Here is a 26,024-nt window from a genome sequence, read left to right as displayed (position 1 = left end):
GGCCATGCCAGAAAAGATTATTTTTTTAGTTGGCCCGACAGGGGTGGGAAAAACTTCCCTCTCCTTGTCTCTGGCCACGGCCATTGATGCCCAAATCGTCTCCATGGATTCCATGCAAGTCTACCGGGGAATGGACATTGGAACAGCCAAGGCGACCAAGGAAGAGAGGGGAGACCTTGTCCACTATCTCCTGGATGTGGTCGACCCCGGTGACCGCTTTACTGCCGAAGATTACCAGGGCCTGGCCTACCAAGCCATCCGGGAAATCCGTAAAGAAAAGAAAGTTCCCCTTTTCGTCGGAGGGACCGGCCTTTATATGGATGCCATCCTCCACGATTTCCAGTTTGGTGGGCTGAATATCAATGAGGACCTCCGGAAGAAACTCCATGCCGACTATGATCGGGAGGGAGGCCAGGTCCTTTTGGACCGTCTTGCTGAAGTGGATCCTGTCACGGCCCGGACCCTTTTTCCGGGTGACCGGAAGAAGATCATACGAGCCCTGGAAATTTTCTACACGACAGGGAAGCCCATGTCGGAAAAAAAACAGGAGGAGGCCTTCTCTAACCGCTGGGACCCCCTGATCTTTATTTTGGAAAAAGACCGTCAGGACCTTTACCAAGCTATCAATAACCGCGTTCTTTCCATGGTGGATGAAGGCTTGGTCGAGGAAAACCGCAGGCTCCGGGAGGAGGGATGGCCCAGAAAGTCCCAGGCGGCCTCAGCCATAGGCTACCAGGAGGTCGGCTGGTATTTTCGCGGTTTGGTGACCAAGAAGGAAATGGTTCGCTTAATCCAGCAATTTTCCCGAAATTATGCCAAGCGACAAGTGACCTGGTTTAAACGCTATAAGGAGGCCTACCACTTTAGACTGAATGAGGACCGGGATCGGGAAGAGGCCCTCGAGACCATGGTGGAGTTAGCAAAAAATTTTTTAGAAAAGGAATCGACAAAGTGAAAAATAAAGACCTGCATGACATCTATCTTTCATCCTTTGGCATTGGGGAGGAGGCCATCGAAAGAGTCTCAACCGCCGAGGCCGGTCTGAAAGACCGCTTCCAGGCCCTGGAGGACATTCGCTCCTATAACCAGCTCAAAGTTCTCCATGCCTTCCAGGACAATCGTCTCTCCCAGGCGGACTTCTTCTCCGCTACCGGCTATGGGTATGGGGATAGCGGGCGGGACAAAACGGAGGCCATCTTTCGGGATGTCTTTCGTGCCCAGGCCTGCATCGTCCGCCCCTCCATCGCCTCGGGGACCCATGCCCTCTCTACGGTACTCTTTGCCTTGCTTTCCAAGGGAGACCGGATGCTGGCGGTTACGGGCCAGCCCTACGATACCCTCCAGGAAGTCATTGGCGTTAAAGGGGAGGAAGTGGGGACACTTTTAGAAAAGGGGATTGACTACTCCGCCATCCCCCTCCTGGAGGGAGGAGGGATCGACTATGAGGCCTTGGACCTGGCTTTAAAGGATCCGGTTCACCTGGTCGAACTCCAGAGGTCCACCGGCTATACGGACCGGAGAGCCTTCACCATTGATGAGTTGGGTCAGGCCATCTCCTTTATTAAAGCCCGCCAGCCGGAGGCCATCGTGATGGTCGATAACTGTTATGGGGAATTTACCGAAACCCGCGAGCCCCTGGAAGTGGGGGCGGATATTCTAGCCGGTTCTCTGATTAAAAATCCGGGAGGCGGTATTGCTGTCTCCGGCGGCTATATTGCAGGTAGGGAAGACCTGGTCACCCGGTGCATGAACCATCTGACGGCACCCGGTCTGGGCAAGGATACGGGCCTGACCTTCGGGACGACACGGACCACCCTCCAAGGCCTATTTCTGGCCCCCCATGTGACCATGGAAGCCCTAAAAGGAGCCCTCCTATTTTGCAAGGTCTATGAGGATATGGGCTATACCTGCTATCCCGCCATGGATGATCCCCGGTCCGATATCATCCAGGCCATTGCTTTACAGGATCCCGACCGCCTTATTGCCTTTGTCCGGGCCATCCAAAAGGCAGCTAGTGTGGGCGCTGAGGTCGTGCCCTATCCCTGGTCCATGCCCGGATACAGCGACCAGGTTATCATGGCGTCCGGGGGCTTTATTGACGGGTCATCCATTGAAGTTTCTGCCGATGGCCCCCTCCGGCCGCCTTATATTGCCTACTACCAGGGAGGATTGGTCTATGACCAAGCCAAATTAGCCCTTCTATTTAGCCTGGAATCTCTGGACAAGGAATTATAAAATAAACAAAAAACAGGGAGAAAGTGATTCTTTCACTTTCTCTCTGTTTTTTCTTGACAAAGAACATTTGTTCGTGTATTCTAGAGACAGATCGAACAAATGTTCTAAAAGGAGAAATACCCATGAAAAAAAGAACCCTAATTGTGAATAAAAGAAGATTTATCAGCTTCCTTTTTGTTACCGGCCTTTTCCTCTTTGCCATCTTTTTTGCCGGTTTTACCTGGATGTCCAACCGGATGGCCTACGGGATGGCCGATCAAGTTCAAAGCCAAAACCCATCCTGCAAACGAATTATTGTTCAGGAAGGGGACACGGTTTGGGCCCTGGCCAAAAAAGAAAGCCGGGGAAAAAATAGGGATACCCGAGAGCTTGTTCGAGAAATCTATCGGTTAAATAATTTGGGTAAGTCGACCCTGCACCCGGGTCAACCCCTACTTATCCCAAATATTTAATAAATGAAATGCTGCCCGAATTGGCGGACCGGTTTGATCACCGGCCCGTCAGGCGGCATTTTTTTTGCTGAAAATAAGATGATTTTTCTCCCTCTTCTTTTTCTTGTGATAAGCTTAAAAGGAGTTTTTTCCAAGCCGGAACTAGAGAATTCCGGTTCGATGAAAGAGAGGGTCTTGCCGTGAAAGTGGGCTGTGTAAAAGAGATAAAGAATAATGAATACCGTGTAGGATTGACACCGGATGGGGCCAGGGATTTTATTGCCCACGGTCATGAGGTTTATTTAGAAAAAGGAGCCGGCCTGGGATCAGGATTTCCTGATGAGGATTATCAAGCTCTGGGCGTCACCGTTTTAGATCGGGCGGAAGAGGTTTGGTCCAAGGTGGAGATGATGGTCAAGGTCAAGGAACCTCTGGAGGAGGAATATCCCTTCTTAAGAGAGGGCCTAATCCTCTTCACCTACTTCCACCTAGCTGCCGCTCCTGACCAGGCTGAGACCCTTTTAGACCATAAGATCAAGGCGGTGGCCTATGAGACCATCGAAGAAGAGGATGGATCCTTGCCCTGCCTGGCCCCCATGTCCCAGATTGCAGGGCGGCTTTCTATCCAGGAAGGGGCAAAGTACTTGGAGAAACCCTTTGGTGGGGCGGGAATCCTCCTCGCCGGCGTGCCGGGGACTCCGAAGGCCAACGTGGTTATCCTGGGAGCCGGAGCGGTCGGCGCCAATGCCTGTAAAATCGCCTTGGGTATGGGGGCCAATGTATCCATCCTCAACCGGTCAATTAAGAAGCTGGAATACTTGGACAATATTTTTGGCGCCCATGTTCAAACCTTGGTCTCCTCCGACTCCAATATTGAAAGGGTGCTTAAGGATGCGGATTTGGTTATCGGGTCGGTTTTGGTCCCCGGTGGGGCTACGCCCAAGCTCATCCGCCGCCGTCATCTGAAAATGATGAAGAATGGAGCCGTCTTTGTGGACGTGTCCATTGACCAGGGCGGCTGTGCAGAAAGTTCAAGGCCAACCACCCATGATGACCCCATCTATATTGAAGAGGGGGTAATTCATTACTGCGTCACCAATATGCCGGGGGCTGTTCCCAGGACTTCCACCATCGCCTTAACCAACGCCACCCTCCGGTATGGCCTGAAAATAGCTGACCTGGGCCTGGAAAAGGCTGCAATCGCTGATCCGGCCTTGGCAAAGGGGGTTAATTGTTATCTGGGTATGCTAACCAATGAAAATGTGGCCAGAGCTACGCAAAAAGACTATACGCCTTTGGAGCTAGCCATTTGTTCGAAATAAGAAAGAAAAATGATCAAAAAAAAGAGGACCTCAAGGTCCTCTTTTTTTTGATGCGGGTGAAAGGATTTGAACCTTCACGAGATTGCTCTCACTAGTCCCTGAAACTAGCGCGTCTGCCGTTCCGCCACACCCGCATATTGGGCAACATAGATATTATATGAGATGGATGGAGAAAATGCAAATTTATTTTTTGCGCTTTCTTCTCTCCGCCTTTGATATAATAAGCAAAGACTGATAGGGGAGGGGATGGCCCATGGACATGGAAATCCGGGAAGGACAACTGCATAGTCGGGATAAGGAAATCCTTCAGATTGCCCTTTTGGCCGGATCGATTTTGACCTCTTCAGCTGCTGAAACCTACCGGGTGGAGGACACCATGGAGAGGATCCTGGCTTTATCTGACCACCAGGACGTGGACGTGGTGAGTTTGCTCACGGCCTTAATGGTCACCATTACCTTTGATGATAAAACCTATATCACGGCCATTAAGCGGATCAAGTCCCGTTTCTTTGACCTTTACAAGATACAAAGGGTCAATGAGATTTCCCGGGCTTTAACCTCCCACCAGATGACCCTGGATGAGGCGTATATGGACCTGGTCCTTCTCTCTCAACAAAAAAAGAAGATTCCCCATGCCCGGCTCATGAACTTCCCCTTTGCCTGGGGCTTTTGCATGATGGGGGGCGGGGGGATCCTGGAGTCCTTCCTGGCCGGTGTCGCCGCTTATCTTACGGTGGTGACGGATTTTGTCCTTCCCAAGAACATCGACCAAACCTTCACCCCGGCCTTTTTTAAGACCGTCATTGCCAGTTTTTTCCTGGCCTTTTTCTCCAAGCTCATCCCCTCCGTCCGGATGGATCCTATGATTTTGGGTTCCCTCATCATGCTCTTTCCGGGAACGACCTTTACCAATGGCATTCGGGATATGATGAAGGGGGACTATATCACCGCAGCCGGCAACCTTCTTTCCGCCATGGCCACCGCCTTAGCCTTGGCCTTCGGAGCCGGCTTCTCCCTTTTAATCATTAACTGGATTTTTTAGGAGGTCTCTATGATTGAAAATTTCTTCCTTTCCAATCCCTACCTCCTCATTTTATGGGAATGTCTGGGGGCTCTTTTAGGGGTAACCTTCTTTGCCCTAGCTCTGGGGGATTCAAAAAAAATGGCGGTCACGGCAGGTTTTATGGCCTTTTTCGGCTGGGGAATTTACACCTCCACCTGGCATAAAATTGGAATCGTTCCTGCCGCCTTTCTCTCCTCAGCCTTCATTGCCTGGTGTGCCCAGGAGGGGTCCAGGATCCTGAAAGGCCCGGTCACCCTATTCCTGATCCCGGCCCTGGCCTCCCTGGTTCCGGGGATGCAGCTCTTTCAGATGGTTGTGGGCTTTATCACCGGAGATTCGGCCCTGGCCACCCGGAAGATGATCGAGACCCTGTCCCTGGCCCTCTCCATCGCCCTAGGCGTCATCATGGTAGAGGCCCTATATATTATGAAAAAAGGAATTGTCCAACGGATAAAGAAAAAGAAAAGCTCCCAATATTAGGAGCCTAGAAAGGAAGAATCATGCAAGAAACCGAATATCGCTACGATACCCAGCTTTTGATTGAAGGAGAAGGTCTGGATGAGGATGCGATCCATGACTACATTGAGAATAATTTTAAAGGGGACTGCCTCCTGGCTGTGGGGGGCGATGACCTGATCAAAATCCACTACCACACCAATGAGCCCTGGGATGTTCTGAAATACTGCCGGAGCCTGGGCGAGATTTTTGACATTGTGGTGGAGGATATGGACCGCCAATCCCGGGGACTCAAGGGCTAGTTCTCTTCCCCCTTGTTTGGATCGAGGTGGGGGAGGTCCATCTGAGAAAGAGGGTTTTTTTCCATCCCCTGTTTCACCATAGGGTCATCCACGTGGGTGTATATTTGGGTCGTGCCGATGGAGGCATGGCCCAATATTTTTTGAAGGGTCCGAATGTCCACCCCTTCCTTATACATGAGGGTAGCGGCCGTATGACGGAGCTTGTGGACGGAATAGCGGGAGGTATCGAAGCCGGCATCTCGGAGGATCTTTTCAATCCGGTGTTGGACAGCCCTCTGGCTCATCCGTTTTTTTCGGGAGGAGAGAAAGAGGGCGGATTCGCCGGGAACAATGGGGCGGACCGAGAGGTAGGAGGAGAGGGCGGCCTGGAGGGCCTCGGTAATGTAGACCGTTCTTTCCTTATCCCCCTTCCCAATCACATTAAAATGATCATCTTTTAGGGAATTGAGGTTGAGGGAGACCAGCTCGCTCAAGCGGATCCCCGTGGTCAAGAAGGTCACCAGGATGGCTACATCCCGGAGGCGAAAAAAGCGATTTTCCTCCCGAGAAGCTTGGTCAATCAGCTCGATGGCCTCTGCTAGGGTTAGGTAGACCGGCTGCCTTTTTTTCTTTTTCGGCGTGGTGAGCTTATCCATGGGGTTTTTATCCAGGACTTCTTCAAAGACCACCAAATACTTAAAAAAGCCCCGGAGGGCGGAAGTTTTTCTGGCCCTCCGGTTAGCGGAAGGCATATCCCCATCCTCGCTAAAGGCCAGGAAGGCTTGAAGGTCGTGGAGGCTGGCTTTCTGGATATCTTCGATTCCCATATCTTCAATAGGGATGGCATCAAATTCCATCCGGCGGAATTCCGAACCACCCTTCCTCTTTCGAAGGAAGCGGAAAAAGGCGGTCAGGTCATAGGTGTATTCCCGGATGCTGGTAGGGGCCAATCCCTTGACGGTTTTTAGGTAATTGATGTAATCCTCGAGAGGAAGCGGTAAATAATCAGTCATGGTGTCCTCTTTTCTTTCTCCCTGCATTTTACCATAGTGGGGGAGGAAGGGGGAGAAGGAGGATTTGTTCCCTGTCTTTCCATGAGGTATAATTGAAAAAGATAGGTAACAAAATGGATACAAGTCCGACAAGGGCGGATTTGGCCATATACCGGATAGGTAAAATTTGTTCAATGAGGAGAGATTTGTCATGAAAGTAGGAAAGATTAGTGTAAAAGAAGCCGCGGGAAAAACGCAGAAGCTCACCGAAGAGGTCTTGACTTCAATAAAAGAATCCGTCGTGGGTAACCAAGTCGTCATCCGAAAGATGCTCATTTGCCTCTTGGCCGGGGGTCATGTTCTCTTGGAGGATGTGCCCGGAATCGGGAAAACCACAGTAGCCCGAGCTCTTGCCCGGGCTGTAGGCCTGGACTTCCAACGGATCCAGTTTACCCCGGACCTCATGCCCTCGGATGTAACGGGCTTTAACATCTACAACCCCAAAACATCGGAATTTGTCTTCCGCGAAGGGGCAGCCATGACTCAAATCCTCCTGGCTGATGAAATCAACCGTTCCTCTCCAAGGACCCAGTCAGCCCTTTTGGAAGCCATGGAAGAGGGCCAGGTCACCGTGGAGGGAAAGACCTACATCCTGCCCCAACCCTTCATGGTCATGGCCACCCAAAACCCGGTCGAACATGTGGGTACCTACCCCTTGCCGGAAGCCCAGATGGACCGGTTTATGATGCGCCTATCCATCGGCTATCCTTCCAAAGAAGAAGAAATGCTGATTATGGACAAGGATGCCCTTAAGCATCTTTCCGAGACCGTTCGAGTGGTCGCGGATGGGAACGAAATCCGCCAAATCCGCGAAGCCGTGGAAGATGTCACGGCATCCGATGAAGTCAAGCACTACCTCCTTTCCCTAACCAGGGGTAGCCGTGAATCCGAATGGGTGGAACTGGGCGTCAGCCCCCGCGCCTCCATCATGCTCCTCAAAGCTGCCTCTACCCTGGCCCTCATGGAAGGTCGAACCTATGTCAAGCCGGATGATATCCAACGGATGGCCCACGACGTCCTTGACCATCGGATGATCATGAAGGCCCAGGCCCGGGGGCAGGGCATGACTTCCGCTGACGTCACCGACCGCCTCCTGAAAGAAATGGTCGCCCCCCGATGAAAGCCATCCGACCCCGCTTTTTTTTCTGGGCTCTGGGTTGGCTGGTTCTTTTCGTCCTGGCCAACTTACAATTACGGCCATTTCCCCATATTTTTATTATCTTTTGGACCCTCCTACCCATTCTGTCCATCATCTTCTCCAAGCTCTCCGACCGGAAACTCAAGGCCAAGCTGACCATCCGTCCACAAGTCCTCCAAAGGGGCCAGGAAGGTCATTGGATCTGCCAGCTGACCAATGAATCTCCGTTTATGGCCTTTTTTCTCCTCTTTCCCGACTTGAAAATTGTCCAGGGGAAAAAAGAAAAACCCATGGAAGTCATGCTCCAGCCTAAGGAGACCCGGACAGTAGATCTGGCTTTTATGTTGCCCTTTACGGGAACTTACACCCTGGAAACCAAAGAACCCATTTATGAGGACTTCCTGGGCTTCATCCGGATGTCCTTCAGCCAGGACCGGCTCAGCCATATGGTCCACTGCTATGCCCTGCCCAGCCTGAGTCGCGGAGAGGCCGGATCCGGACTGACCTCCCTTGCTGATGAACTCGGGGACCCCATTCAGAAAAAAAACTTAACCACAGTAACGGATGATCTTTTTTCTATCGATCCCCTAGCCCAAGGAGAGTCCATGGCTCATGTCCACTGGAAGTTAACGGCCCGCCTCCAGGAGTTCATGGTTAAACGCTATTCGGATACTGACCAGGAACCCCTCCGGATCATCGTCCATACAGCAGATGTGGAAGGACCTTCGCCCCACTTTATGACAGCGAAAAAAACGGACCTTCATGGAGACCGGCTCCGCCTGCTCATGGACCGGAATTTCTTCCTTGACCAGATCTATACTTTTTCCAAGACCATGCTGGACCGGAGGCAGGTCGTCCGCATTTCGGATGTCCAAGGCCAATATAAGACCTTTCCCTCCATCGCTGAAGAGGGAAAGCTCCGACTTTGGTTAGCCAGGCTCCCTTTCCGAACCGGGGGCCTTAACTGGAAGATTGAGCCCATGGGTGATAAAGCCCAGGTTATCTTTATCCAGCGCTTTGACCAGGAGTCCTTGGGGGCCCTAATCCAGGCCTATGAGTTGGGGATCTATTTCATTTGTTTATCCTATCTTTCTATGAATGATCCGGATATGGTAGAAAAGGTAAAAAAAGCTGATTTTTCCTGCCTATGGTTGGATGAAGAGAAGGGAGGGGGCCATGAAAACTAAAAAAGAATGGGCGCAGACCCTTCAATCCTGGCTAACCTCTTCGGTATTCGCCCTCTGTCTAAGCTATTTCGGACTTCGTCTTGTTGGACAGTATGCTCCTTCTGTGGGGGTCAACTTCCTATTCAGTCTGGCCATCGTTCTATCGGTCTGCCTTCTTTCAGGACTTGTTTTCAAATATTGGAAGATTTCACTTCCGATTGTCGCTTTATCCCTTCTCCTTTTGATTGTCCAGTGGGTAAGCGGTTCAGATTTCGGACTGTCCTTTCTTTCTCCTTCATTTTGGCTGTCAAAGGAAGGGGCCTTTCAACGGATTCTCGGTTGGATTCAAGCCACCTCAATAGAAGATCCTTTGCTTATGCCTCAGTCGATTCCCAATCTTATTTTGTTTGGAAGCTCTCTTCTTTCTGTCCTGACGATTTGGGCCCTGCCCATTCCTTTGCTAAACCTCCTCTTTTTGATTGGCCCTCTCTTTTTTATTGAAGATTTAACCGTTGATCTACGGTGGATGCCGGCTCTTCTTGCCGGGTTATTTTGTGTCTACGCTTCCTATGCCTTTAGACAGGATCCGGCCGGAAGGGACCAAAGACCCCCGATCAGCTTCGGGTTGACCTTAGTGGGCCTGACCTTCCTCCTTTCCCTGGTTATCCCCAGCGATACCTTCTTCAATCCCGACTTCCACCGCTTCCTCAATGATAAGAGGCCCATGGAAGGGGGAGAGGTTACCGCTTTCTCTTTAAAGGAGTTAGGTTTTTATCCTCAGGGAAACCTTCATGTCGGCGGTCCCGTAAAGCCTAGTGAGGACCCTTATATCGATGTGACTGCCGGCCCGGATGCCCTTTACCTGCGTGGGTCAACCTATGATGCCTTCGATGGACACTCCTGGTCCTATAAAAATGAACAAATCCTAAAGGTCTTTCCCTGGGATTTGAATTTTTTTGACGATGTCACTTCGGATAAGGCCAAAAGCTTCTGGTTTACGGATAAGGCTGTCCGAGACCGGGCTCTCCAGGATGGTCTGATTAAACCCACCATCCTCATCCAGCGACCCCATAGAGACACCAAGGTGGTCTTCACACCGGGAAAGCCCGGACTTTTAGGCCGCCTTCTTCAGGCTCCTGATGGCCCAATCAATCCAATGGATCCCTTTACCGGGCTTCAGATCAACAATTCTTTTCTCTATAGCGAGAATGGGATGGTGGTCTCGGAATCTCCCTATCATGAATTCGGCATGGTCTCCATAGACCACTATATTCCCCTGAGAAAAGTGGTGGATCCCCAAAGCCTGGCCTCCTACACACCGACAAGGGTGAAGGGGGAGAGGGCCTTGGAGAATAATGTCGCTGTCTTGGACTCTAGCCTTCATGAGATTGTCTATGGGGAAGAAAAAGACTTTGCCAGCTTGGTTAGCCAAATCCAAGACCATTTCTCCCGGAACTACAGCTATAATTTAAATGCCTCCACGATTTCTGATGATGAATTATTTATTGATAACTTTTTGACAAATAAGGAAGGCTATTGCGTTTACTTTGCCTCAGCCATGACCATCCTGTTGAGGGACCTGGGTTATGAAACCCGATACGCCGAAGGATTTGTCCTGCCTTTTATGGACATTGCGCCGGATGATGTGGCCAACCGAACCTTAACCGCCAACCAGGCCCACGCTTGGTGTGAAGTCCATATGGAAGGTTTGGGATGGATTCCTGTCGAAGCCACACCATCTTCACATATGGAGACCTTATCCGGTTTATCCTTAAACCATCCGGACGATCAACCCACTCCGGAGGAACCGGAAGATAGCCAAGAATCCTCAGAAGATCTTTCCGAAGAATCAGGGCCTGAGGCGTCAATAGACGAAGAATCTTCAACGCCAATAGACAACGATACCTCTGAGGATGAAAAATCGCCTAAAAGCCCTCTGGAGGCCTCTGGAGCGAAATGGATGGTATTCGGCTTAATTATCCTCGTCTTCGCCTTGGGATTGGCCTTTTATGTCATCGGAAAAGACCGACGTTGGAAAGAACGTCAGTTGCCGGCATCTCTGGATCGGGCAAAAACCGGTCCAAGGGAAACCATGGATCGAATCTGGACAGAGATAAAGCGTATGGGTCAAGAGGAAGGACTATCCATCCAAAGGAAGGACACGGTTAAAGACCTTCTGGATAAACTTTACGTCAAGTATGATTGGAAGGAGATCAATGAGGTCCAAGCGAGTTTGGAAGCTTTCCGTTACGGTGAAGAAGAACCAACAAGGGAAGATCTCCAAGCCATTCACCGTCTCTATATCAAATTGTCCGCAGAAAGAAAGAGGAAATTGTCGAAGACAGGATGGCTCTTCGGGGAAGTCTTCAAGGTGCCAAGAAAGCCCTGGTAGACTGGCTTCCGGGCTTATTTGTCCGGGCCCCCTCTGTTGTCACAAAATATGTATTTTGTGACATAATTTATATTTTGAAAACCACGGCCTTGGTCGGTCTCCTCTCCCCTCCACTATGATCTCGGGAGGATTTTGAGGATGCTAGAATATTTGCTGGAGATTCTGGCCAGGCCTTTTCCCTTTAAACATGGTAAAATAGACCAATCACTTGAGCATATCAGAGAGGAGTTTTTATGAATCCCACGATCGATACAAATTCCGTTCAGGATGAATGCACCAGCAACTTCATCCACCAAATTATTGATGAAGAACAAAAACCCGGTGGACGGACTCATGGCCAAAATATCCACACCCGCTTTCCCCCGGAGCCCAATGGCCTTCTCCACATCGGCCATGCCAAGGCCATCTGCCTGGACTTTGGTACGGCCGAAAAATATGGGGGTCTCTGCAATCTCCGGATGGATGACACCAACCCGGTTAAGGAAGATGAAGCCTTTGTTCGGGCCATCAAAGAGGACATTCATTGGTTAGGCTTCGACTGGGGTGACCGCTTTTTCCATGCCTCGGATTACTTTGAAAAGATGTATGAGGCGGCCCTCCACCTTATCCGTCGTGGCAAGGCCTATGTGGATGACCAGACGGCTGAGGAAATCCGGGAAAGCCGTGGCGACTTTAACCGCCCCGGGATAGAATCCCCTTACAGGGAACGGTCTGTCGAGGAGAACCTGGACCTATTCCAACGGATGCGGGCCGGTGAATTTAAGGACGGCGAAAAAACTTTACGGGCAAAAATTGATATGGCCTCCGGAAATATGAATATGCGGGACCCTGTCATCTACCGCATTGCCCACAAGCCCCACCACATGACCGGGACAAAATGGTGCATTTACCCCATGTATGACTTTGCCCATCCCTTGGAGGATGCTTTTGAAGGGATCAACTACTCCCTCTGCACGGTGGAATTTGAAGCCCACCGCCCCCTCTACACCTGGGTCGTCGAGGAAACCCAGGTGGAAAATAAGCCCCGACAGATTGAATTTGCTCGTCTCAATATGACCTACACCGTCATGTCCAAGCGGAAACTCCGCTATCTCGTGGAGGAAGGCCTGGTGGACGGCTGGGATGACCCCCGCCTCCCCACCCTGATCGGCATGCGGCGTCGGGGCTATACTCCTCAAGCCATCCGGAATTTTATTGAGGCTGTTGGTGTCTCTAAGACCGACTCTATTGTCGACTTCCAATACCTGGAGTATTTCGTCCGGGATGACCTCAACCAACATGCTCCCCGAGTGATGGGCGTCCTGGATCCCGTCAAGTTGGTGATCGATAATTTCCCCGAAGAGGAGACCGTGGTCTGCACCATCAAAAACCACCCCAAGGATGAATCCATGGGAACTCATCAGGTCCCCTTCGGCAAAGAAGTTTGGATTGATCGGGATGACTTTATGGTTGACCCACCCAAGAAATACTTCCGTCTCTTCCCCGGCAATGAAGTCCGGCTTATGAACGCCTTTGTGGTCAAATGCACCTCCTATGAGACGGATGATAATGGCCAAGTGACCTGTGTTCACGCCGACTACGATCCCGATTCCCAGGGTGGGAATCCCGCTGACGGCCGGAAGATCAAGGGAACCATCCACTGGGTTCCTGTGAAAGAAGGGATCGAATGCCAGGTCAACCTCTATGACAAGCTCTTTACTGTGGAGAATCCGGATGGGGATGACCGCGACTATACGGAGCTCATCAACCCGGACTCCCTCAAAGTCTTGAAATCTTGCTATGTGGAGCCCTACCTGGCCCAGGAAGGTCGAAAACAGGTCCAGTTCATGCGGAAGGGCTTCTTTATTGAAGACACGAAGTCAAGGGCTGACCATCGGATTTTCAACGAAATTGTCTCCCTGAGAGATTCCTACAAAGTAAAGTAATAATCCATTAAAGGAAGTATCCATGAATGTAAAAAAAGTTTACCGTGGCATGGACACCGTTTTACGAGTTCGGACCAAGCCTGCTTTTTCCAAGCGGGCTTTAATCCTTCTGGCCTCTTTTCTCCTGCCCATCCTGCTCTTAATCCCCGGCTTTGTTGTGTCCGGAATCTTCCCCTTCGGGCCCAATACCACCATGGCTGTGGACCTTCGCCACGAATATGTGGGCTTCTATGAGGCTTTCCGTCATAGCCTATCGGAACCGGGGGGCTTCTTTTACAATTGGACAAAATCCTTGGGCGGAGGGATGGCCGGGACCTACTCTTATTACTTGCTCAGCCCCCTCCATTTCATTTTCTTCCTCTTTTCCAGGGAAGACCTTCCCTTTGCTATCCAGATCGTCCAATGCCTGAAAATCGGCTTAGCCGGTCTAAACTTCTCTATCTTTTTGATGGGCCATGAAAAGGGACAGGACGGAAAAGTGGTCCTCTTTTCCACCCTTTATGGCGTCCTCTCCTTTGCTGTGGCTTTTATGCTCAACCACATGTGGCTGGATGTTATCTTGGTCTTTCCGCTGGTGGTCTTGTTCTTGGAGCGACTTTTTGAGGGAAAGAACCCCCTCCCCTATGCCCTCTCTCTGGCCTATATGATCCTGGTGAACTACTATATGGCCTTCATGGCTTGTCTTTTTTTGGCCTTTTATTCGGTCTTTAGTTTGATTCGTGCGCCCAGGGATATCAACTTTTCTCAAAAAGAATGGGTCAAGGACCGTTTCTTCCAATTTGTCCGTTTCCTCCTTTACTCCCTTATCGGGGCAGGATTGGCAGCAGTTGTTTTGGCGCCCACCCTCTATTCCATTGTCTTATCCAAGGGATCCTACACCCAGGAATTCCTTCCGAAAATCGAATGGAACTATCCCCCCTTTGACTTTTTTGCCAAGATTATTCCCGGTGCTTTTTCCTATGACCAGGTCCCCTACGGCTTGCCTAATATTTTCGTGGGTAGCTTGGTGAATATCCTGATTATCCTCTACTTTTTTCAAAAGGGCATTTCCTTCCGGGAAAAATTAGGGGCATTCTTCGTCTTGGCTGTCCTTTATTTCTCCATGGGAATTGATGCTCTTAACATGATATGGCATGGGATGCAACACCCTCTTTGGTATATTTACCGCTACTCCTGGCTCATGTCTTTTTTCATGGTCTACCTGGCTTACCGGTCCTTTGACCGGATCAGGTCCACCCGCCCCATTGCTTATCTCGCCACCCTGGTCCTTTACGGCGGTCTACTGGCCTACCTCTATTTTAATCTGGACCGCTTTAAGGATTTCCTGACCCTCTACCACCTCCTGGCAACCGGAGTTATCATCCTTGTTCTGGTCTATCTCCTTCATGCCAGGGCATCTTCCCCATCTTTACTTTTCCGTCGCCAGTTGACAGGAATCCTGGCCCTGGTGACCTTTGTGGAGATGGGAATCCACGGGGCCTTCCTGACGGGCTGCTATGACTACGAATCTCACCAGCAATTCCGCTTTTTTGAACAAGCTTTAAAAGAGACTGTTGATGAGATCCTGCCGGGAGAAAATGACTTTTACCGGATTGAAAAGGACTTTCAGCATGACAATAACGACGGTATGCGGTTTGCTTATCCCTGTCTCTCCCATTTCAATTCGGATTTGAACCGGACAACGGTTGATGTCATGTCGGGTCTGGGTTTTCCGGTAACCTCCAATTCTGTAACGGGATCCAACCCCACCAAGTTGACGGATGGCTTATTTGGACTCCGCTATTACCTGGTTTCCAAAGTAAAAGATAATGGCCAGGTTCCCTATTACTCCCATTTCAAAAAAAACTCCTACCGGCCGGACATTCGAGATATGAAAAAGGTGGGATCCACGCCATATATGGATGTCTATGAGCTGGACCAAGCCCTACCCCTGGGCCTTCTCGCTGAAGAAGGAATCCGGAACTTTCATTTTGGACGGAAGAACCCCGTGGATAGTCAGGATATGATCGCTAACTTTTTGGATGGCAATCCCGGGTCCATCAACTACTTCCAACGAGAGGTTTGTGATCTGACAGAAAGAAAGAATATGAAGGAAAGTCAGTCCAAGGACAATCTCTCCCGCTTCCGCCAGATTGAAGACGGAAAAGAAGCCTCCCTCAACTACCATTTTCAAACAGAAAAAGGAGCCTCCTATTATCTATCCATCTCCAACACCCTCAATAAGAAGAACTCCAAACTTTCTTTAAATGGCGACCCCTTGCCTTCAAAACGAAACTCATCCTTCAGCTTTTCCCAGGTTTATAATGTGGCGGCAAAATCTGACCCAAGTCGGGCCCAGAATTTGAAGGTGACTCTCGATAAGAAGAAAACTAACTTCACCATCAATAACATCTCCCTTTTCCGCTTTAATGAAATGGCTTGGGACCAGGCCAAGAATTTCCAAGAGACGAATGGCCTGAAAGTGACTTATTGGCAAGATACCTACTTGGAAGGAAGCTTTCAGGCAAAAAAGAATACTCCCTACCTCCTCCTCTCCATTCCCTATGATGAGGGCTGGACATTCTTTGTGGATGGCCAACTGGTCCATAGTCAAAAAGGCTTGGACGGTCTGACCCTGGTCTCCGTTCCTGAAGGAAGCCACCGTTTTTCCATGACCTATACCCCGCCCTATTTGAATTATGGGGCCATTACATCCGCCCTTTCACTCGTGGTCCTTCTTATCTTTGAAATGACCTACCTCCGCCTAAAACAAGGTCGTAAGACAAATCTCCGCCGTGGAAGCTTTCGCTATCTGATCGCTTATGAACCCGAGGATGAAGCAACTTTCGACGAGGTGGAAGAATGAGCCTCCGAACGACCAGAATCCTCCACCTCATTCTTCGCCTGGCCATGGTGGGCTCTCTAGTCATTTTTTTCCTTAATAAAAATAAGGACCAGCTCCCTATCTTGGAGTTGGTCCTTTTGCTGGTCTTTATCCTGGCTGCCTATCTGGATTATAACCTCTGGCGCTGTCCTCATTGCGGCTTTCACCTTGGAAAGATGATCCCCTTTCCCCCGGCCTGCCCCCACTGCGGGAAGAAGATCCGGCCCGGAGATAGGATCCACGCTAGAGAAAACAGACAAGTGCAGAAGGAGACCATGGATAAGGAGAAGGATGAGGACTAATTCTTCTCCTTGATTTTGGAGAAGATGTAGCCGACAATCACACCCAACAAGGAGAAAAAGATCCAGGAAAAACCGTATTCGGCGAGAGGGATGTGGTCAAAGGCTTTAACGAGAGAGAGGTCTTTAAAGCCATAGGCTCGGATGCTATCGACCACTGAGGCAATAAAGGTGAAACTGATGGAAAATTTGTATACCCAGTGGCTGATCCGTCCTCGGTCAAGAAGGTTGAGGATGGTAAGGAGGATCATGACCGGGTAGACCACGAAAAGAAGGGGGGCCGATAAGGAGATGATCCGGTCAACCCCAAGGAGGGAGATGGCACAGGCAACCAAGGTGGTTACCGTCACCATCAACTTATAGGAGATCTTTCCCTTGGTAAAATCCCGGAAGAAGAGGGAGGTAGCATGGGTCAATCCGACGGAAGTGGTTAGGCAGGCCAGGAAGGTGCATAGGCTTAAGGCAATTTTACCAAAGGACCCCATGGTCATCTCAACAATTTTTGTCAAGAGCTCTGTCCTCTGCATTGAGGGATCTGCAAAAGTCGAGGAAATAGCTCCCAGGTAAGCCAGACCTCCATAGACCAGGGCCAGGAGGAAACAGGCAATCCCACAGACCCGGGTCATGGTCCAAGACAGGCTTTTTTTGTCCTGGATCCCCACCTCCCTGAAATGGGAGAGGAAGGTGGCGGCGATAATAACCGCAGTGATGGCATCCATAGTTTGGTAACCCTCGACAAAGCCTGCTCCCAGCTGGTTTTCCACCACCTGGTCGGAAGAAGTCAGGGGGGAAAAAATTCCGATAACAAGAATAATGACAAGGATGATGAGGAGGGCCGGGGTCAAATACTTTCCGATGAAATCAACCACGGAACTCCCATTGATGGAAAAGAAAAAGGTCAAACCAAAGAAAAGAAGAGAAAAGAGGATGGGGTTGAAGTCCGGAAAAAAGGGCAGGACCGACATCTCGAAGGTGGTCGCCGCCGTTCTGGGCACAGCAATGATAGGGCCGATCAAAAGCATGATAATAATTCCCAGCAGGACCCCAAAATTCCTGGAATACTTCCGGCCAAATTGCTTCATATCCCCTTCGCAGTAGACGGCCGCTTGAAATCCCATAAAAAGAAAGATAATTTCGGATAAAAGAAAACCGAATAGGGCAACCGGCCAGCTGGCCCCGGCCTTTAGCCCCATCATAGGCGGAAGAATGAGGTTCCCTGCCCCGAAAAAGATGGCAAAAAGGGCTAGGCCGGATACAATTATTTCTTTGTTGGATATTTTTCGGGATGGGTCCATAGTTTTCTCTCTTTCCGATTATTTATTGGGGGACATTTTTCATTGTAGAAGTTTTAATAATGATATCATTTCTCCCGATCTTTTTGTACAAAAAAGAGCCTATCCCCTAAGATAGGCTCTTTTCCTTTTGTTCATTTATTTTGCAAATGCTTGTGCACGGGTCTGACGGATCATGTTGATTTTGATCTGGCCGGGGTATTCCAAATTTTCTTCGATCTTGTGAGCAATCTCATTGGCCAGAACGGTCATCTGGTCTTCAGAGATGGCTTCCGGCTTGACCATGATCCGAACCTCACGTCCGGCCTGAATCGCGAAAGAATTCTCAATCCCCTTGAAGGAATTGGTAATCGCCTCCAGGTCTTCCAGGCGCTTGACATAGTTTTCCATGGATTCGCGACGAGCTCCCGGTCTGGCTGCAGAAATCGCATCAGCCGATTGAACCAAGAGGGCCTCGATCGTGGAAGGCTCCACATCGTTGTGGTGGGACTCAATGCAGTGGAGGACTTCCTTCTTCTCCTTGTAGCGGCGGGCCGCTTTAATGCCCAACTCGACATGGGGCGCATCGATCTCATGGTCGATGGCCTTGCCGATATCGTGGAGAAGTCCACCTCTTTTTGCCACCTTGACGTTGGCCCCCACCTCCTCTGCCAGCATGCCGGCAATATGGGCCACTTCAATGGAGTGGGCCAGGGCATTTTGGCCATAGGAAGTCCGGTATTTAAGCTTACCCAGGATATAGACCAATTCGGGATGCATATTCCGAATGCCGACATCATTAAGGGCTTCTTCACCGGCCTTTTTGATGGTCTGGTCAACTTCGGACTCTGCTTTTTTGTAGAGTTCTTCAATTCGAGTGGGGTGGATACGGCCATCAGCAATAAGCTTTTCCAGGGCCACCCGGGCTTTTTCCCGACGGACCGGGTCGAAGCAGGAGAGGACAACAGCTTGTGGAGTATCATCGATAATCAGGTCCACGCCGGAGATGGTCTCAAAGGACCGGATATTCCGACCTTCCCGGCCGATAATCCGTCCCTTCATTTCATCGTTGGGCAAGGAAACTACGGTTACCGTTGATTCTGCGACATAGTCTGATGCATAGCGTTGGATCGTCCGAGTGACTATCTCCCGGGCCATATCTTCCGCCGTCTCTTCCGTTTTCGATTGGTATTCTCGGAGAATCTGGGCCTGTTCATGAATGGTCTTGGCCTTCATCTCCTCCAGGACTTCTTCCTTAGCCTGGTCCTTGGTTAAACCGGAAATCCGCTCCAGCTCTTCCTGGTGTTTGTTAAGGAGGGCAACAGCCTCCTCCTTTGTTTGGGCCAGCTTTTTCTCGTCGGATTGAAGCTGGTTGAGCCGCCTTTCAAAGCTGGCGGTTTTGGATTCAAGACTATCTTCCCTCTTTAAGACCCGGCGCTCCATGTCCTGGAGTTCACTCTGGCGCTTAAAGTATTGGGCTTCCTGTTCGTCTTTCATCCGATGGATTTCATCCCGAGCTTCCAGTAGGGCTTCCTTTTTTGCAGACTCGGCGTCTCGGTTAGCCTCATCGACAATCTTTTTCGACAAGGACTTGGCCGATCCTACCTCCGACTCAAATTGATTCTCCTTTACCTTGCCTCCGATAAAGAAGAAAGCAGCAGCACCCACGAGAAAGGCCAGGATAGACATAATGATTAGATCCATCGTTCACCTCCTTTCATCTGGAATATAAAGGTACATTTTTAATGGGAATCAGTCGATATCAAAAAATGCGTCGTCGTCTTCCTTGTCACTCACTGGGGAAACGGCATCTTCCTGATCAGGACCCGAAGATCCTAACCGATTGTCGGACTGACTGGACTGGATGGTTGCACGAACCTTTCCTTCGATTTCTTCCAAAATGTCTGGATTCTCCTCAAGGAAGGTCTTGGAATTTTCACGGCCCTGGCCCAGCTTAACATCATTATAACTGTACCAGGCACCGGCTCTTTCCACAATTCCCATATCGTTGGCAGTATCTAAAATCGTGCCAATGCGGGAAATGCCGCTACCATACATAATATCAAACTCCACTCTTTTGAATGGAGGAGCAACCTTATTTTTCACGACCTTGACCCGGGTTCGGTTTCCGATGACGTCATTGCCATCTTTGATCTGTTCACCCCGCCGGATCTCCATCCGGACTGTGGAGTAAAACTTAAGAGCAATTCCGCCCGTAGTCACTTCCGGGTTTCCATAAAGAACCCCGATCTTTTGACGGATCTGGTTGAGGAAGAGGACGGTCGTATTGGTTTTGGAGACGATAGGTGTTAGCTTACGAAGAGCCTGGCTCATTAACCGAGCCAAAAGCCCCACATGGGTATCCCCCATCTCTCCTTCAATTTCAGCACGGGGTACCAAGGCGGCGACGGAGTCAATAACAACAATATCAACGGCATTGGAACGGACCAGGGATTCACAAATTTCCAGGGCCTGTTCCCCATCATCCGGCTGAGAGAGGACAAGATTGTCGATATCCACCCCTAAATTCTTTGCATAGCCCACATCCAAAGCATGCTCCGCGTCGATAAAGGCGGCAATACCACCCATCTTTTGGGCCTGGGCAACGGTTTCCAAGGCTAAAGTGGTCTTCCCGGAAGATTCCGGACCATAGAGTTCCACAATCCGTCCGCGGGGAATTCCACCGATTCCGAGGGCAATATCCAGGTTCAAGGCCCCGGTGGGAATGGCAGCAATTTCCATGTGGGGCATATCCCCCAACTTCATCACTGATCCCTTGCCAAACTGTTTTTCAATTTTATTAAAAGCCATCTGGAGGGCCTTATCGCGGTCGCTCACTTTTAGGTTTTGATTGGCCATTCTTCCTCCTTCATATAATTATAGAGAGTTCGCTAAATTCGATCAAATCAATTTTAGGCATTCTCCAGGTCCAGAACTTCCTTGTTCTTGACCAGGTAGTCCAGGCCGGACACGATAGTCAGGCCTAATGCCAAATAGAGTAGTACAGTGGACAAGGAGCCCAGGAAGGTCCATCCAAGCCGGTGGATCAAGAAGGGCTTGGAAAGAAAGACAATAATGGCTAGCATCTGGATGAAGGTCTTGTATTTTCCCCACATGGAGGCGGCGATGGTGATTCCATCAGCAGCTGCCAGGGTACGGAAGGCGGTAATCATCAGCTCTCTGGCTAAAATGACCAGGGCAATCCATCCGGCCACTTCACCCCGGTCAACCAGGAGAATAAAGGCCGCTTGGGTTAAAAGCTTGTCCGCCAGGGGATCAATAAACTTTCCAAAGGTGGTAACTAAACCCCGTGACCTGGCCATCCGGCCGTCGATAAAGTCAGTGATGGAGGCCAGGATGAAGATGAAGACCGGCCAGAGGCTCTCCTCAGGGAGGAGGTAAAATAAGACGATGAAAAGGGGGACAAGCAATATCCGGACCATGGTGATTTTATTCGGCAGGTTCATTGAGATTCCTCTCCTTCCATTCCTCAGGATCCCCTTGAACCAAAACTTCTCTGGGCTTGGATCCGTCCTGCGGAGATACGGCACCAATGGATTCCAAATCATCGATAATCCGGCCGGCACGAGCGTAGCCGATCCGGAAGCGACGTTGGAGACCGGAGATGGAGGTGGTTTCTTCATGGGAGATAAACTCCAAGACCTCATCCATCAGGTCATCCATGGGCTCATCCTCCCCTCCCCCATCGTTCCCGGAAGAGGGGTCTTTTTCAATCTTTTCAATAAAGCTGGTGTCATACTGGGCATTGTGCTTTTCTTTGATAAATCCAACTACCTTGGATACTTCGTCATCAGAGACAAAGGCTCCCTGGACCCTTTTGGGCTTAGGTAGGTTGGAGGGATAATAAAGCATATCTCCTTTCCCCAGAAGGGTCTCCGCTCCCGATTGATCCAAAATCGTTCTGGAGTCGATCGAAGAAGAAACCTGGAAAGAAATCCGGGAAGGAATATTCGCTTTAATGGTTCCGGTGATGACGTCAACCGAGGGACGCTGGGTGGCGATAATCAGGTGGATGCCACAGGCCCGGGCCATCTGGGCCAATCGGGTGATGTGGGCTTCCACATCCTTGGATGCTACCATCATGAGGTCGGAAAGCTCGTCAATAATCACGACGATAAAGGGGAGCTTCTCCATTCCTTCTTCCACCAGGCACTTTTCACGGTAACCTTGGATATCTCGGACGGAATATTTGGAGAAGAGCTTGAACCGTCTTTCCATCTCCTGGACGGCAGTATAAAGGGCCTTGGCCGCCTTCTTGGGATCGGTGACCACCGGGATTAAGAGGTGGGGAATTTCATTGTAAACGGAAAGCTCCACCACCTTGGGGTCGACCAGAACCATCCTGAGGTCGGAAGGTGAATATTTATAGATCAGGGAAAGAATAATTGTATTTATACAGACGGACTTTCCTGATCCGGTTGCCCCGGCAATAAGAAGGTGGGGCATCTTGGCAATTTTAGCGACGATGGGCTTTCCGGATATGGACTGACCCAGGGCAACAGGCAGGGAATCCTTGGCCTGGCTAAACTCGGGTGCTTCAAAAATCTCCCGGAGACAGACCATATCTGCAGAGGGATTGGGTACTTCGATCCCCACATAGGGCTTGCCGGGGATGGGGGCCTCAATCCGTATATCCGCTGCTGCCAGGGACAGGGCCAGGTCATCAGCTAAGTTGGTGATCCGGGAGACCTTAACTCCTGCAGCCGGCTTGAGCTCATAAAGAGCGACCGTGGGTCCTCTTTGAATGGAGACCACTTCGGATTCGATGCCAAAAGAAGCGAGGGTGGATTCGATAATCCGGGCATTTTTCTTCAAAACTTGAGGATTCATGTCCGAAGAATGGGTCGGTGAACGAAGGAGGTCAAAGGAAGGAGGAATATAATCCACTTCTTTCTTATCCACAGAAAAAGCAAGGTCCTCATCAGCCGATTCAGTAAATGATTCATCTTTTATCGAATGGTCCACCCCTTGGTGACGGGCGTAATCATTAATAGGGATAGGGTCCTTCTTAACAGGGAGGACTTCTTCCTTCTTCTCTTCCTTCCATTCCTCCTGATCAAACTGAAGGAGAGGCCCCGAGACTTCCTGATTAAAAGTCTCTGATTGGGATTCCTTCCTCCCCTCTCTTGTTAGGGGGAAGGGGTCATCCTTCTTCTTTTCTTCCTTTTTCCGGCTGGAAGCCTCTTTGAACTCCCGGACCGACCTTCTCGTCTTCTCAAAGAGACCGGAGAAGGCATGACCCATAATTTGGAAAAACTCCACAAAGCCAAGATCGAAGAGGTGGAGAAGGAAGAAAAAGACACAGAAAAAGGAGAGGAGGTAGATGCCGATGGAACCGATGACCTTGGAAAAGAGGAAACCAAAGAAGCCGCCAAAAAGGCCGGGACCTCTTTTTACCAGTCCCCACTCCCCCGCCATCTCCATGGATGTTTGAAAGGAGCCATCCGGGTTGACCCGGGTCCAGAGAACCAGGGACAGGCAAAAGAAAAGGGCGAAGACGAAAAGAACGCTTCCACCAAATTTTGACCGCCACTGTCGGGCCCACTCCGTGCAGAGGAAGAGCAAAAACAGAAGGGGAATGCCATAGGCCATGAGGCCAAAAAGGGTAAAGAAAAAATTACCAACCTTGGCGCCAACAATCCCGGTCATTGACTGGAAATAGATGGACGCCGCCATCAGCAAAAAGAGGAAAAATCCAAAAACCAGGAGTCCCTCTCTCTTCCCCTCTTTCTTTCGATTCTGTCGTTTCCGCTTATTCTGTCCTGCCATGGAACCTCCTAACACTACCCTTAATTATACCATAATAGAAGGAACATTTTCCCTCCAATCTCCCTTCCTCCAAACTTGGAACAAAGTGAGATGGAGGGAAAGAAAAAGGCTTAGACCGAAAGTCCAAGCCTTGATATTCTTCATAATTATCCAGAAAGGGATTAGAGGAGGTCTTTACGAGAGAGGTTGATCCGACCCTGGTCATCAATTTCAATAACCTTGACCTTGATCTTATCTCCGATATTGACCACATCCTCCACCTTGTTCACCCGGCGGTTTTCCAGTTTGGAGATGTGGACCATGCCTTCTTTCCCGTATCCCAAGTCAACAAAGGCACCGAACTTGAGGATGCGGACCACGGTCCCCTCATAGACATCGCCGACTTCCACATCTTTGACGATGTTATAAATGATTTCTCGGGTTCTCTCACCGGATTCCCCGTCCACAGACATGATGGTGATCAGACCGTCATCATCCGTATCAATGGAAGCACCGGTTTCTTCAATGATGGAGTTGATGGTCTTCCCACCCTTGCCGATAACGTCGCGGATCTTTTCCGGATCAATCCGCATGGTAATCATCCGAGGAGCGAAGGGAGAGAGTTCCTTCCGGGGCTCGGCGATTGCCCCGGTCAGGACATCCAAAATTTCATACCTTGCTTTCTTGGCCTGGGCAAGAGCCGTCGTCATGATGTCCTTGTCAATTCCTTCAATCTTGATATCCATCTGGAGGGCCGTAATCCCTTCCCGGGTTCCGGCCACCTTGAAGTCCATATCGCCCAGGTGGTCTTCCAGGCCTTGGATATCGGTCATAATGGAGGTCTTGTCCCCTTCTTTTATTAGACCCATGGCAATGCCGGCAACCGGTGTTTTAATGGGAACACCGGCATCCATCAAAGCCAGGGTGGACCCGCAAATGGAAGCCTGGGAGGAGGAGCCGTTGGATGAAAGAACTTCTGAAACCACCCGGATAGTGTAGGGGAAGTCCTCCAGGTCAGGCAGGACAGGCAGGAGGGCCCGCTCAGCCAGGTGTCCATGGCCGATTTCCCGTCGACCGGGAGACCGCATGGGCTTAACATCCCCCGTGCAGAAGGGAGGGAAGTTGTATTGGTGGAAGTAGTTTTTCACAATCTCTTCCGCATGGAGACCATCGATATATTCCACATCTCTGGGCCCGCCAAGGGTAACAACAGACATGACCTGGGTCTGTCCCCGGGAGAAGAGACCGGATCCATGGGTCCTTGGCAGGACGCCGGCTTCCGCATGGAGGGGACGAATCTCGTCCATAGCCCGACCATCGGACCGAACCTTATCCTCGGTAATCAGGCGGCGGACCTCATCACGAATGATCTCTTCCATTATGGTGTCGATATCACCCTTCTCCTGGGCAAAGGTCTCCCAGTCGGCCGCTTCAAATTGATCCATGGTCTCTTTTTTGATCTGGTCGATCCGGTCATTTCTGGCCACCTTATCATCCGAACGAAGGGCTTGAAGGAGGTCTTCCTTGCAGGCCCGCTCCACCCGGATCCTGAGCTGGTCATCCGGCTTGTGGACAGAAAAAGCCATTTTTTCCTTGCCGACTTCCTCTTGGATCCCTTTAATGAAACGGCAGATGGCCTTGATTTCTTCATGGCCATAGAGGATGGCACCTAACATCACGTCTTCGGAAAGTTCGTTGGCTCCGGCTTCGACCATCATAATGGCTTCTTCCGTCCCGGCGACAGTGAGGTTGAGGTCGGAATGAAGGGCCTGGTCCTCGGAAGGGTTGATGACGTATTCCCCATCAATATAGCCTACAATGACCGCTCCTGTCGGGCCATGGAAGGGGATATCTGAAATGGAAAGGGCAACGGATGACCCGTTCATAGCAGCAATTTCAGGAGGATCCTCCGGGCTGACCGAGAAGACCGTGGCAATGACCTGGGTGTCATTCATGTAACCTTCCGGGAAAAGGGGCCGGAGGGGCCGGTCCATCTGACGAGCGTTCAGGGTGGCTTCCTGGGACCCTCTCCCCTCTCTCTTGTTGTAGCCACCGGGAATTCGCCCGACCGCATAGAGCTTTTCCTGATAATCGCAGGTCAGGGGGAAGAAATTCTGGCCCTCCCGGACCTCCTTAGAAGCCGTTGCGGTGGTTAAAACAGCCGTATCACCGGCCTGGATCATACAGGCTCCATTGGCCTGTTCGGCATATTTTCCAATGGTCACGGTAAAGGCATTGTCCGTGAGGGGGGATTGGTATTGGTACTCCTTAATCATGTTGCCTCCTATGGCGGTTTCTAGGTGAAGATACGCCCTTCGTAACGACGAGTTTCTATAAAATTCAACATTGTTCTATTATACC

General features: G+C 50.4%; 20 protein-coding genes and 1 tRNA gene. 13 read left to right on the top strand and 8 right to left on the bottom strand.

Annotated features, from left to right (window positions below; translation table 11 throughout):
* The first annotated feature begins 4 nt into the window (after positions 1-4).
* The 4 genes from miaA (at position 5) to ald (ending at position 3,988) form a co-directional block, all read left to right on the top strand.
* Complete coding sequence (gene miaA, locus HGKM_RS05680) at positions 5-955, top strand: tRNA (adenosine(37)-N6)-dimethylallyltransferase MiaA (RefSeq protein ID WP_019134385.1); 951 nt, start codon at positions 5-7, stop codon at positions 953-955.
* Entirely contained in the window at positions 952-2,235 is a 1,284-nt protein-coding gene (locus tag HGKM_RS05675; RefSeq protein WP_019134384.1) for a methionine gamma-lyase family protein, read from the top strand. Before miaA ends, HGKM_RS05675 begins: the two co-directional genes overlap by 4 nt.
* 122 nt (positions 2,236-2,357) lie before the next feature.
* The gene (locus HGKM_RS05670) at positions 2,358-2,687 is read left to right on the top strand and encodes a LysM peptidoglycan-binding domain-containing protein (protein ID WP_019134383.1); all 330 of its coding nucleotides are present in this window, start codon (positions 2,358-2,360) and stop codon (positions 2,685-2,687) included.
* A gap of 179 nt (positions 2,688-2,866) precedes the next feature.
* Complete coding sequence (gene ald / locus HGKM_RS05665; protein WP_019134382.1) at positions 2,867-3,988, top strand: alanine dehydrogenase; 1,122 nt, start codon at positions 2,867-2,869, stop codon at positions 3,986-3,988.
* A 51-nt stretch (positions 3,989-4,039) separates the two neighbouring features.
* On the opposite strand, the gene HGKM_RS05660 is transcribed toward ald, so the two are convergent.
* A tRNA-Leu gene (locus HGKM_RS05660) sits at positions 4,040-4,122 on the bottom strand.
* Positions 4,123-4,241: 119 nt separating this feature from the next.
* Here HGKM_RS05660 and HGKM_RS05655 point away from each other — a divergent pair.
* From HGKM_RS05655 to HGKM_RS05645, 3 genes are read left to right on the top strand one after another with little or no spacing between them, the layout of a single operon-like run.
* A complete protein-coding gene (locus HGKM_RS05655; RefSeq protein ID WP_019134381.1) occupies positions 4,242-5,030 on the top strand; it encodes a threonine/serine exporter family protein in 789 nt (262 codons plus the stop codon).
* A gap of 9 nt (positions 5,031-5,039) precedes the next feature.
* A complete protein-coding gene (locus HGKM_RS05650; RefSeq protein WP_019134380.1) occupies positions 5,040-5,531 on the top strand; it encodes a threonine/serine exporter family protein in 492 nt (163 codons plus the stop codon).
* Between the two features lie 20 nt (positions 5,532-5,551).
* A complete protein-coding gene (locus HGKM_RS05645; protein ID WP_019134379.1) occupies positions 5,552-5,809 on the top strand; it encodes a hypothetical protein in 258 nt (85 codons plus the stop codon).
* Here HGKM_RS05645 and HGKM_RS05640 read toward each other — a convergent pair.
* Positions 5,806-6,801 (bottom strand): tyrosine recombinase XerC, encoded by a 996-nt coding sequence (locus tag HGKM_RS05640; protein WP_019134378.1) that lies wholly within the window; start codon positions 6,799-6,801, stop codon positions 5,806-5,808. The genes HGKM_RS05645 and HGKM_RS05640 overlap by 4 nt on opposite strands.
* 190 nt (positions 6,802-6,991) lie before the next feature.
* Between HGKM_RS05640 and HGKM_RS05635 the strand changes: the two genes are divergently transcribed.
* From HGKM_RS05635 to HGKM_RS05610, 6 genes are all read left to right on the top strand, one after another.
* Complete coding sequence (locus tag HGKM_RS05635) at positions 6,992-7,960, top strand: AAA family ATPase (protein WP_019134377.1); 969 nt, start codon at positions 6,992-6,994, stop codon at positions 7,958-7,960.
* Positions 7,957-9,165, top strand: a complete 1,209-nt coding sequence (locus HGKM_RS05630; protein ID WP_019134376.1) for a DUF58 domain-containing protein — start codon at positions 7,957-7,959, stop codon at positions 9,163-9,165. Before HGKM_RS05635 ends, HGKM_RS05630 begins: the two co-directional genes overlap by 4 nt.
* Positions 9,155-11,536 (top strand): transglutaminase TgpA family protein, encoded by a 2,382-nt coding sequence (locus HGKM_RS05625; RefSeq protein WP_218916880.1) that lies wholly within the window; start codon positions 9,155-9,157, stop codon positions 11,534-11,536. The genes HGKM_RS05630 and HGKM_RS05625 overlap by 11 nt, the downstream gene beginning before the upstream one ends.
* Positions 11,537-11,769: 233 nt before the next feature.
* A complete protein-coding gene (locus HGKM_RS05620) occupies positions 11,770-13,461 on the top strand; it encodes a glutamine--tRNA ligase/YqeY domain fusion protein (protein ID WP_019134374.1) in 1,692 nt (563 codons plus the stop codon).
* Positions 13,462-13,483: 22 nt separating this feature from the next.
* Entirely contained in the window at positions 13,484-16,306 is a 2,823-nt protein-coding gene (locus HGKM_RS05615; RefSeq protein ID WP_019134373.1) for a YfhO family protein, read from the top strand.
* Entirely contained in the window at positions 16,303-16,626 is a 324-nt protein-coding gene (locus HGKM_RS05610; RefSeq protein WP_019134372.1) for a hypothetical protein, read from the top strand. Before HGKM_RS05615 ends, HGKM_RS05610 begins: the two co-directional genes overlap by 4 nt.
* Here the strand turns inward: HGKM_RS05610 and brnQ are convergent.
* The 6 genes from brnQ to pnp all read right to left on the bottom strand — a co-directional run bounded on the left by brnQ (position 16,623) and on the right by pnp (position 25,939).
* Positions 16,623-17,918 (bottom strand): branched-chain amino acid transport system II carrier protein, encoded by a 1,296-nt coding sequence (gene brnQ, locus HGKM_RS05605; RefSeq protein WP_019134371.1) that lies wholly within the window; start codon positions 17,916-17,918, stop codon positions 16,623-16,625. The two genes, HGKM_RS05610 and brnQ, sit on opposite strands and share 4 nt — an antisense overlap.
* Before the next feature lie 135 nt (positions 17,919-18,053).
* Positions 18,054-19,598: a ribonuclease Y gene (rny, locus tag HGKM_RS05600; protein WP_019134370.1), complete on the bottom strand. Its 1,545-nt coding sequence runs from the start codon at positions 19,596-19,598 to the stop codon at positions 18,054-18,056.
* A 48-nt stretch (positions 19,599-19,646) separates the two neighbouring features.
* A complete protein-coding gene (gene recA / locus HGKM_RS05595; protein WP_019134369.1) occupies positions 19,647-20,753 on the bottom strand; it encodes a recombinase RecA in 1,107 nt (368 codons plus the stop codon).
* 53 nt (positions 20,754-20,806) lie between these two features.
* Positions 20,807-21,361: a CDP-diacylglycerol--glycerol-3-phosphate 3-phosphatidyltransferase gene (gene pgsA, locus HGKM_RS05590; RefSeq protein WP_019134368.1), complete on the bottom strand. Its 555-nt coding sequence runs from the start codon at positions 21,359-21,361 to the stop codon at positions 20,807-20,809.
* Positions 21,345-23,684, bottom strand: a complete 2,340-nt coding sequence (locus tag HGKM_RS05585) for an FtsK/SpoIIIE family DNA translocase (RefSeq protein WP_019134367.1) — start codon at positions 23,682-23,684, stop codon at positions 21,345-21,347. The genes pgsA and HGKM_RS05585 overlap by 17 nt, the downstream gene beginning before the upstream one ends.
* Positions 23,685-23,845: 161 nt before the next feature.
* Entirely contained in the window at positions 23,846-25,939 is a 2,094-nt protein-coding gene (gene pnp, locus HGKM_RS05580) for a polyribonucleotide nucleotidyltransferase (RefSeq protein WP_019134366.1), read from the bottom strand.
* Positions 25,940-26,024 lie beyond the last annotated feature (85 nt).

The organism is Kallipyga massiliensis ph2, assembly GCF_000311985.1.
Classification (GTDB): Bacteria; Bacillota; Clostridia; order Tissierellales; family Peptoniphilaceae; genus Kallipyga; species Kallipyga massiliensis.
Note: the sequence above shows the minus strand (reverse complement) of the source record. Positions and strands in the feature narration are given on the sequence as shown.

What these genes read in the sequence shown, in the direction of transcription:
- HGKM_RS05615 (WP_019134373.1), top strand. Translation starts at nt 13,484, where the DNA reads ATGAATGTAAAAAAAGTTTACCGTGGCATGGACACCGTTTTACGAGTT.
- miaA (WP_019134385.1), top strand. Translation starts at nt 5, where the DNA reads ATGCCAGAAAAGATTATTTTTTTAGTTGGCCCGACAGGGGTGGGAAAA.
- recA (WP_019134369.1), bottom strand. Translation starts at nt 20,753, where the DNA reads ATGGCCAATCAAAACCTAAAAGTGAGCGACCGCGATAAGGCCCTCCAG.
- HGKM_RS05585 (WP_019134367.1), bottom strand. Translation starts at nt 23,684, where the DNA reads ATGGCAGGACAGAATAAGCGGAAACGACAGAATCGAAAGAAAGAGGGG.
- pnp (WP_019134366.1), bottom strand. Translation starts at nt 25,939, where the DNA reads ATGATTAAGGAGTACCAATACCAATCCCCCCTCACGGACAATGCCTTT.
- HGKM_RS05635 (WP_019134377.1), top strand. Translation starts at nt 6,992, where the DNA reads ATGAAAGTAGGAAAGATTAGTGTAAAAGAAGCCGCGGGAAAAACGCAG.
- HGKM_RS05630 (WP_019134376.1), top strand. Translation starts at nt 7,957, where the DNA reads ATGAAAGCCATCCGACCCCGCTTTTTTTTCTGGGCTCTGGGTTGGCTG.
- HGKM_RS05610 (WP_019134372.1), top strand. Translation starts at nt 16,303, where the DNA reads ATGAGCCTCCGAACGACCAGAATCCTCCACCTCATTCTTCGCCTGGCC.
- HGKM_RS05670 (WP_019134383.1), top strand. Translation starts at nt 2,358, where the DNA reads ATGAAAAAAAGAACCCTAATTGTGAATAAAAGAAGATTTATCAGCTTC.
- HGKM_RS05625 (WP_218916880.1), top strand. Translation starts at nt 9,155, where the DNA reads ATGAAAACTAAAAAAGAATGGGCGCAGACCCTTCAATCCTGGCTAACC.
- HGKM_RS05640 (WP_019134378.1), bottom strand. Translation starts at nt 6,801, where the DNA reads ATGACTGATTATTTACCGCTTCCTCTCGAGGATTACATCAATTACCTA.
- rny (WP_019134370.1), bottom strand. Translation starts at nt 19,598, where the DNA reads ATGGATCTAATCATTATGTCTATCCTGGCCTTTCTCGTGGGTGCTGCT.
- HGKM_RS05650 (WP_019134380.1), top strand. Translation starts at nt 5,040, where the DNA reads ATGATTGAAAATTTCTTCCTTTCCAATCCCTACCTCCTCATTTTATGG.
- HGKM_RS05620 (WP_019134374.1), top strand. Translation starts at nt 11,770, where the DNA reads ATGAATCCCACGATCGATACAAATTCCGTTCAGGATGAATGCACCAGC.
- HGKM_RS05645 (WP_019134379.1), top strand. Translation starts at nt 5,552, where the DNA reads ATGCAAGAAACCGAATATCGCTACGATACCCAGCTTTTGATTGAAGGA.
- HGKM_RS05655 (WP_019134381.1), top strand. Translation starts at nt 4,242, where the DNA reads ATGGACATGGAAATCCGGGAAGGACAACTGCATAGTCGGGATAAGGAA.
- brnQ (WP_019134371.1), bottom strand. Translation starts at nt 17,918, where the DNA reads ATGGACCCATCCCGAAAAATATCCAACAAAGAAATAATTGTATCCGGC.
- pgsA (WP_019134368.1), bottom strand. Translation starts at nt 21,361, where the DNA reads ATGAACCTGCCGAATAAAATCACCATGGTCCGGATATTGCTTGTCCCC.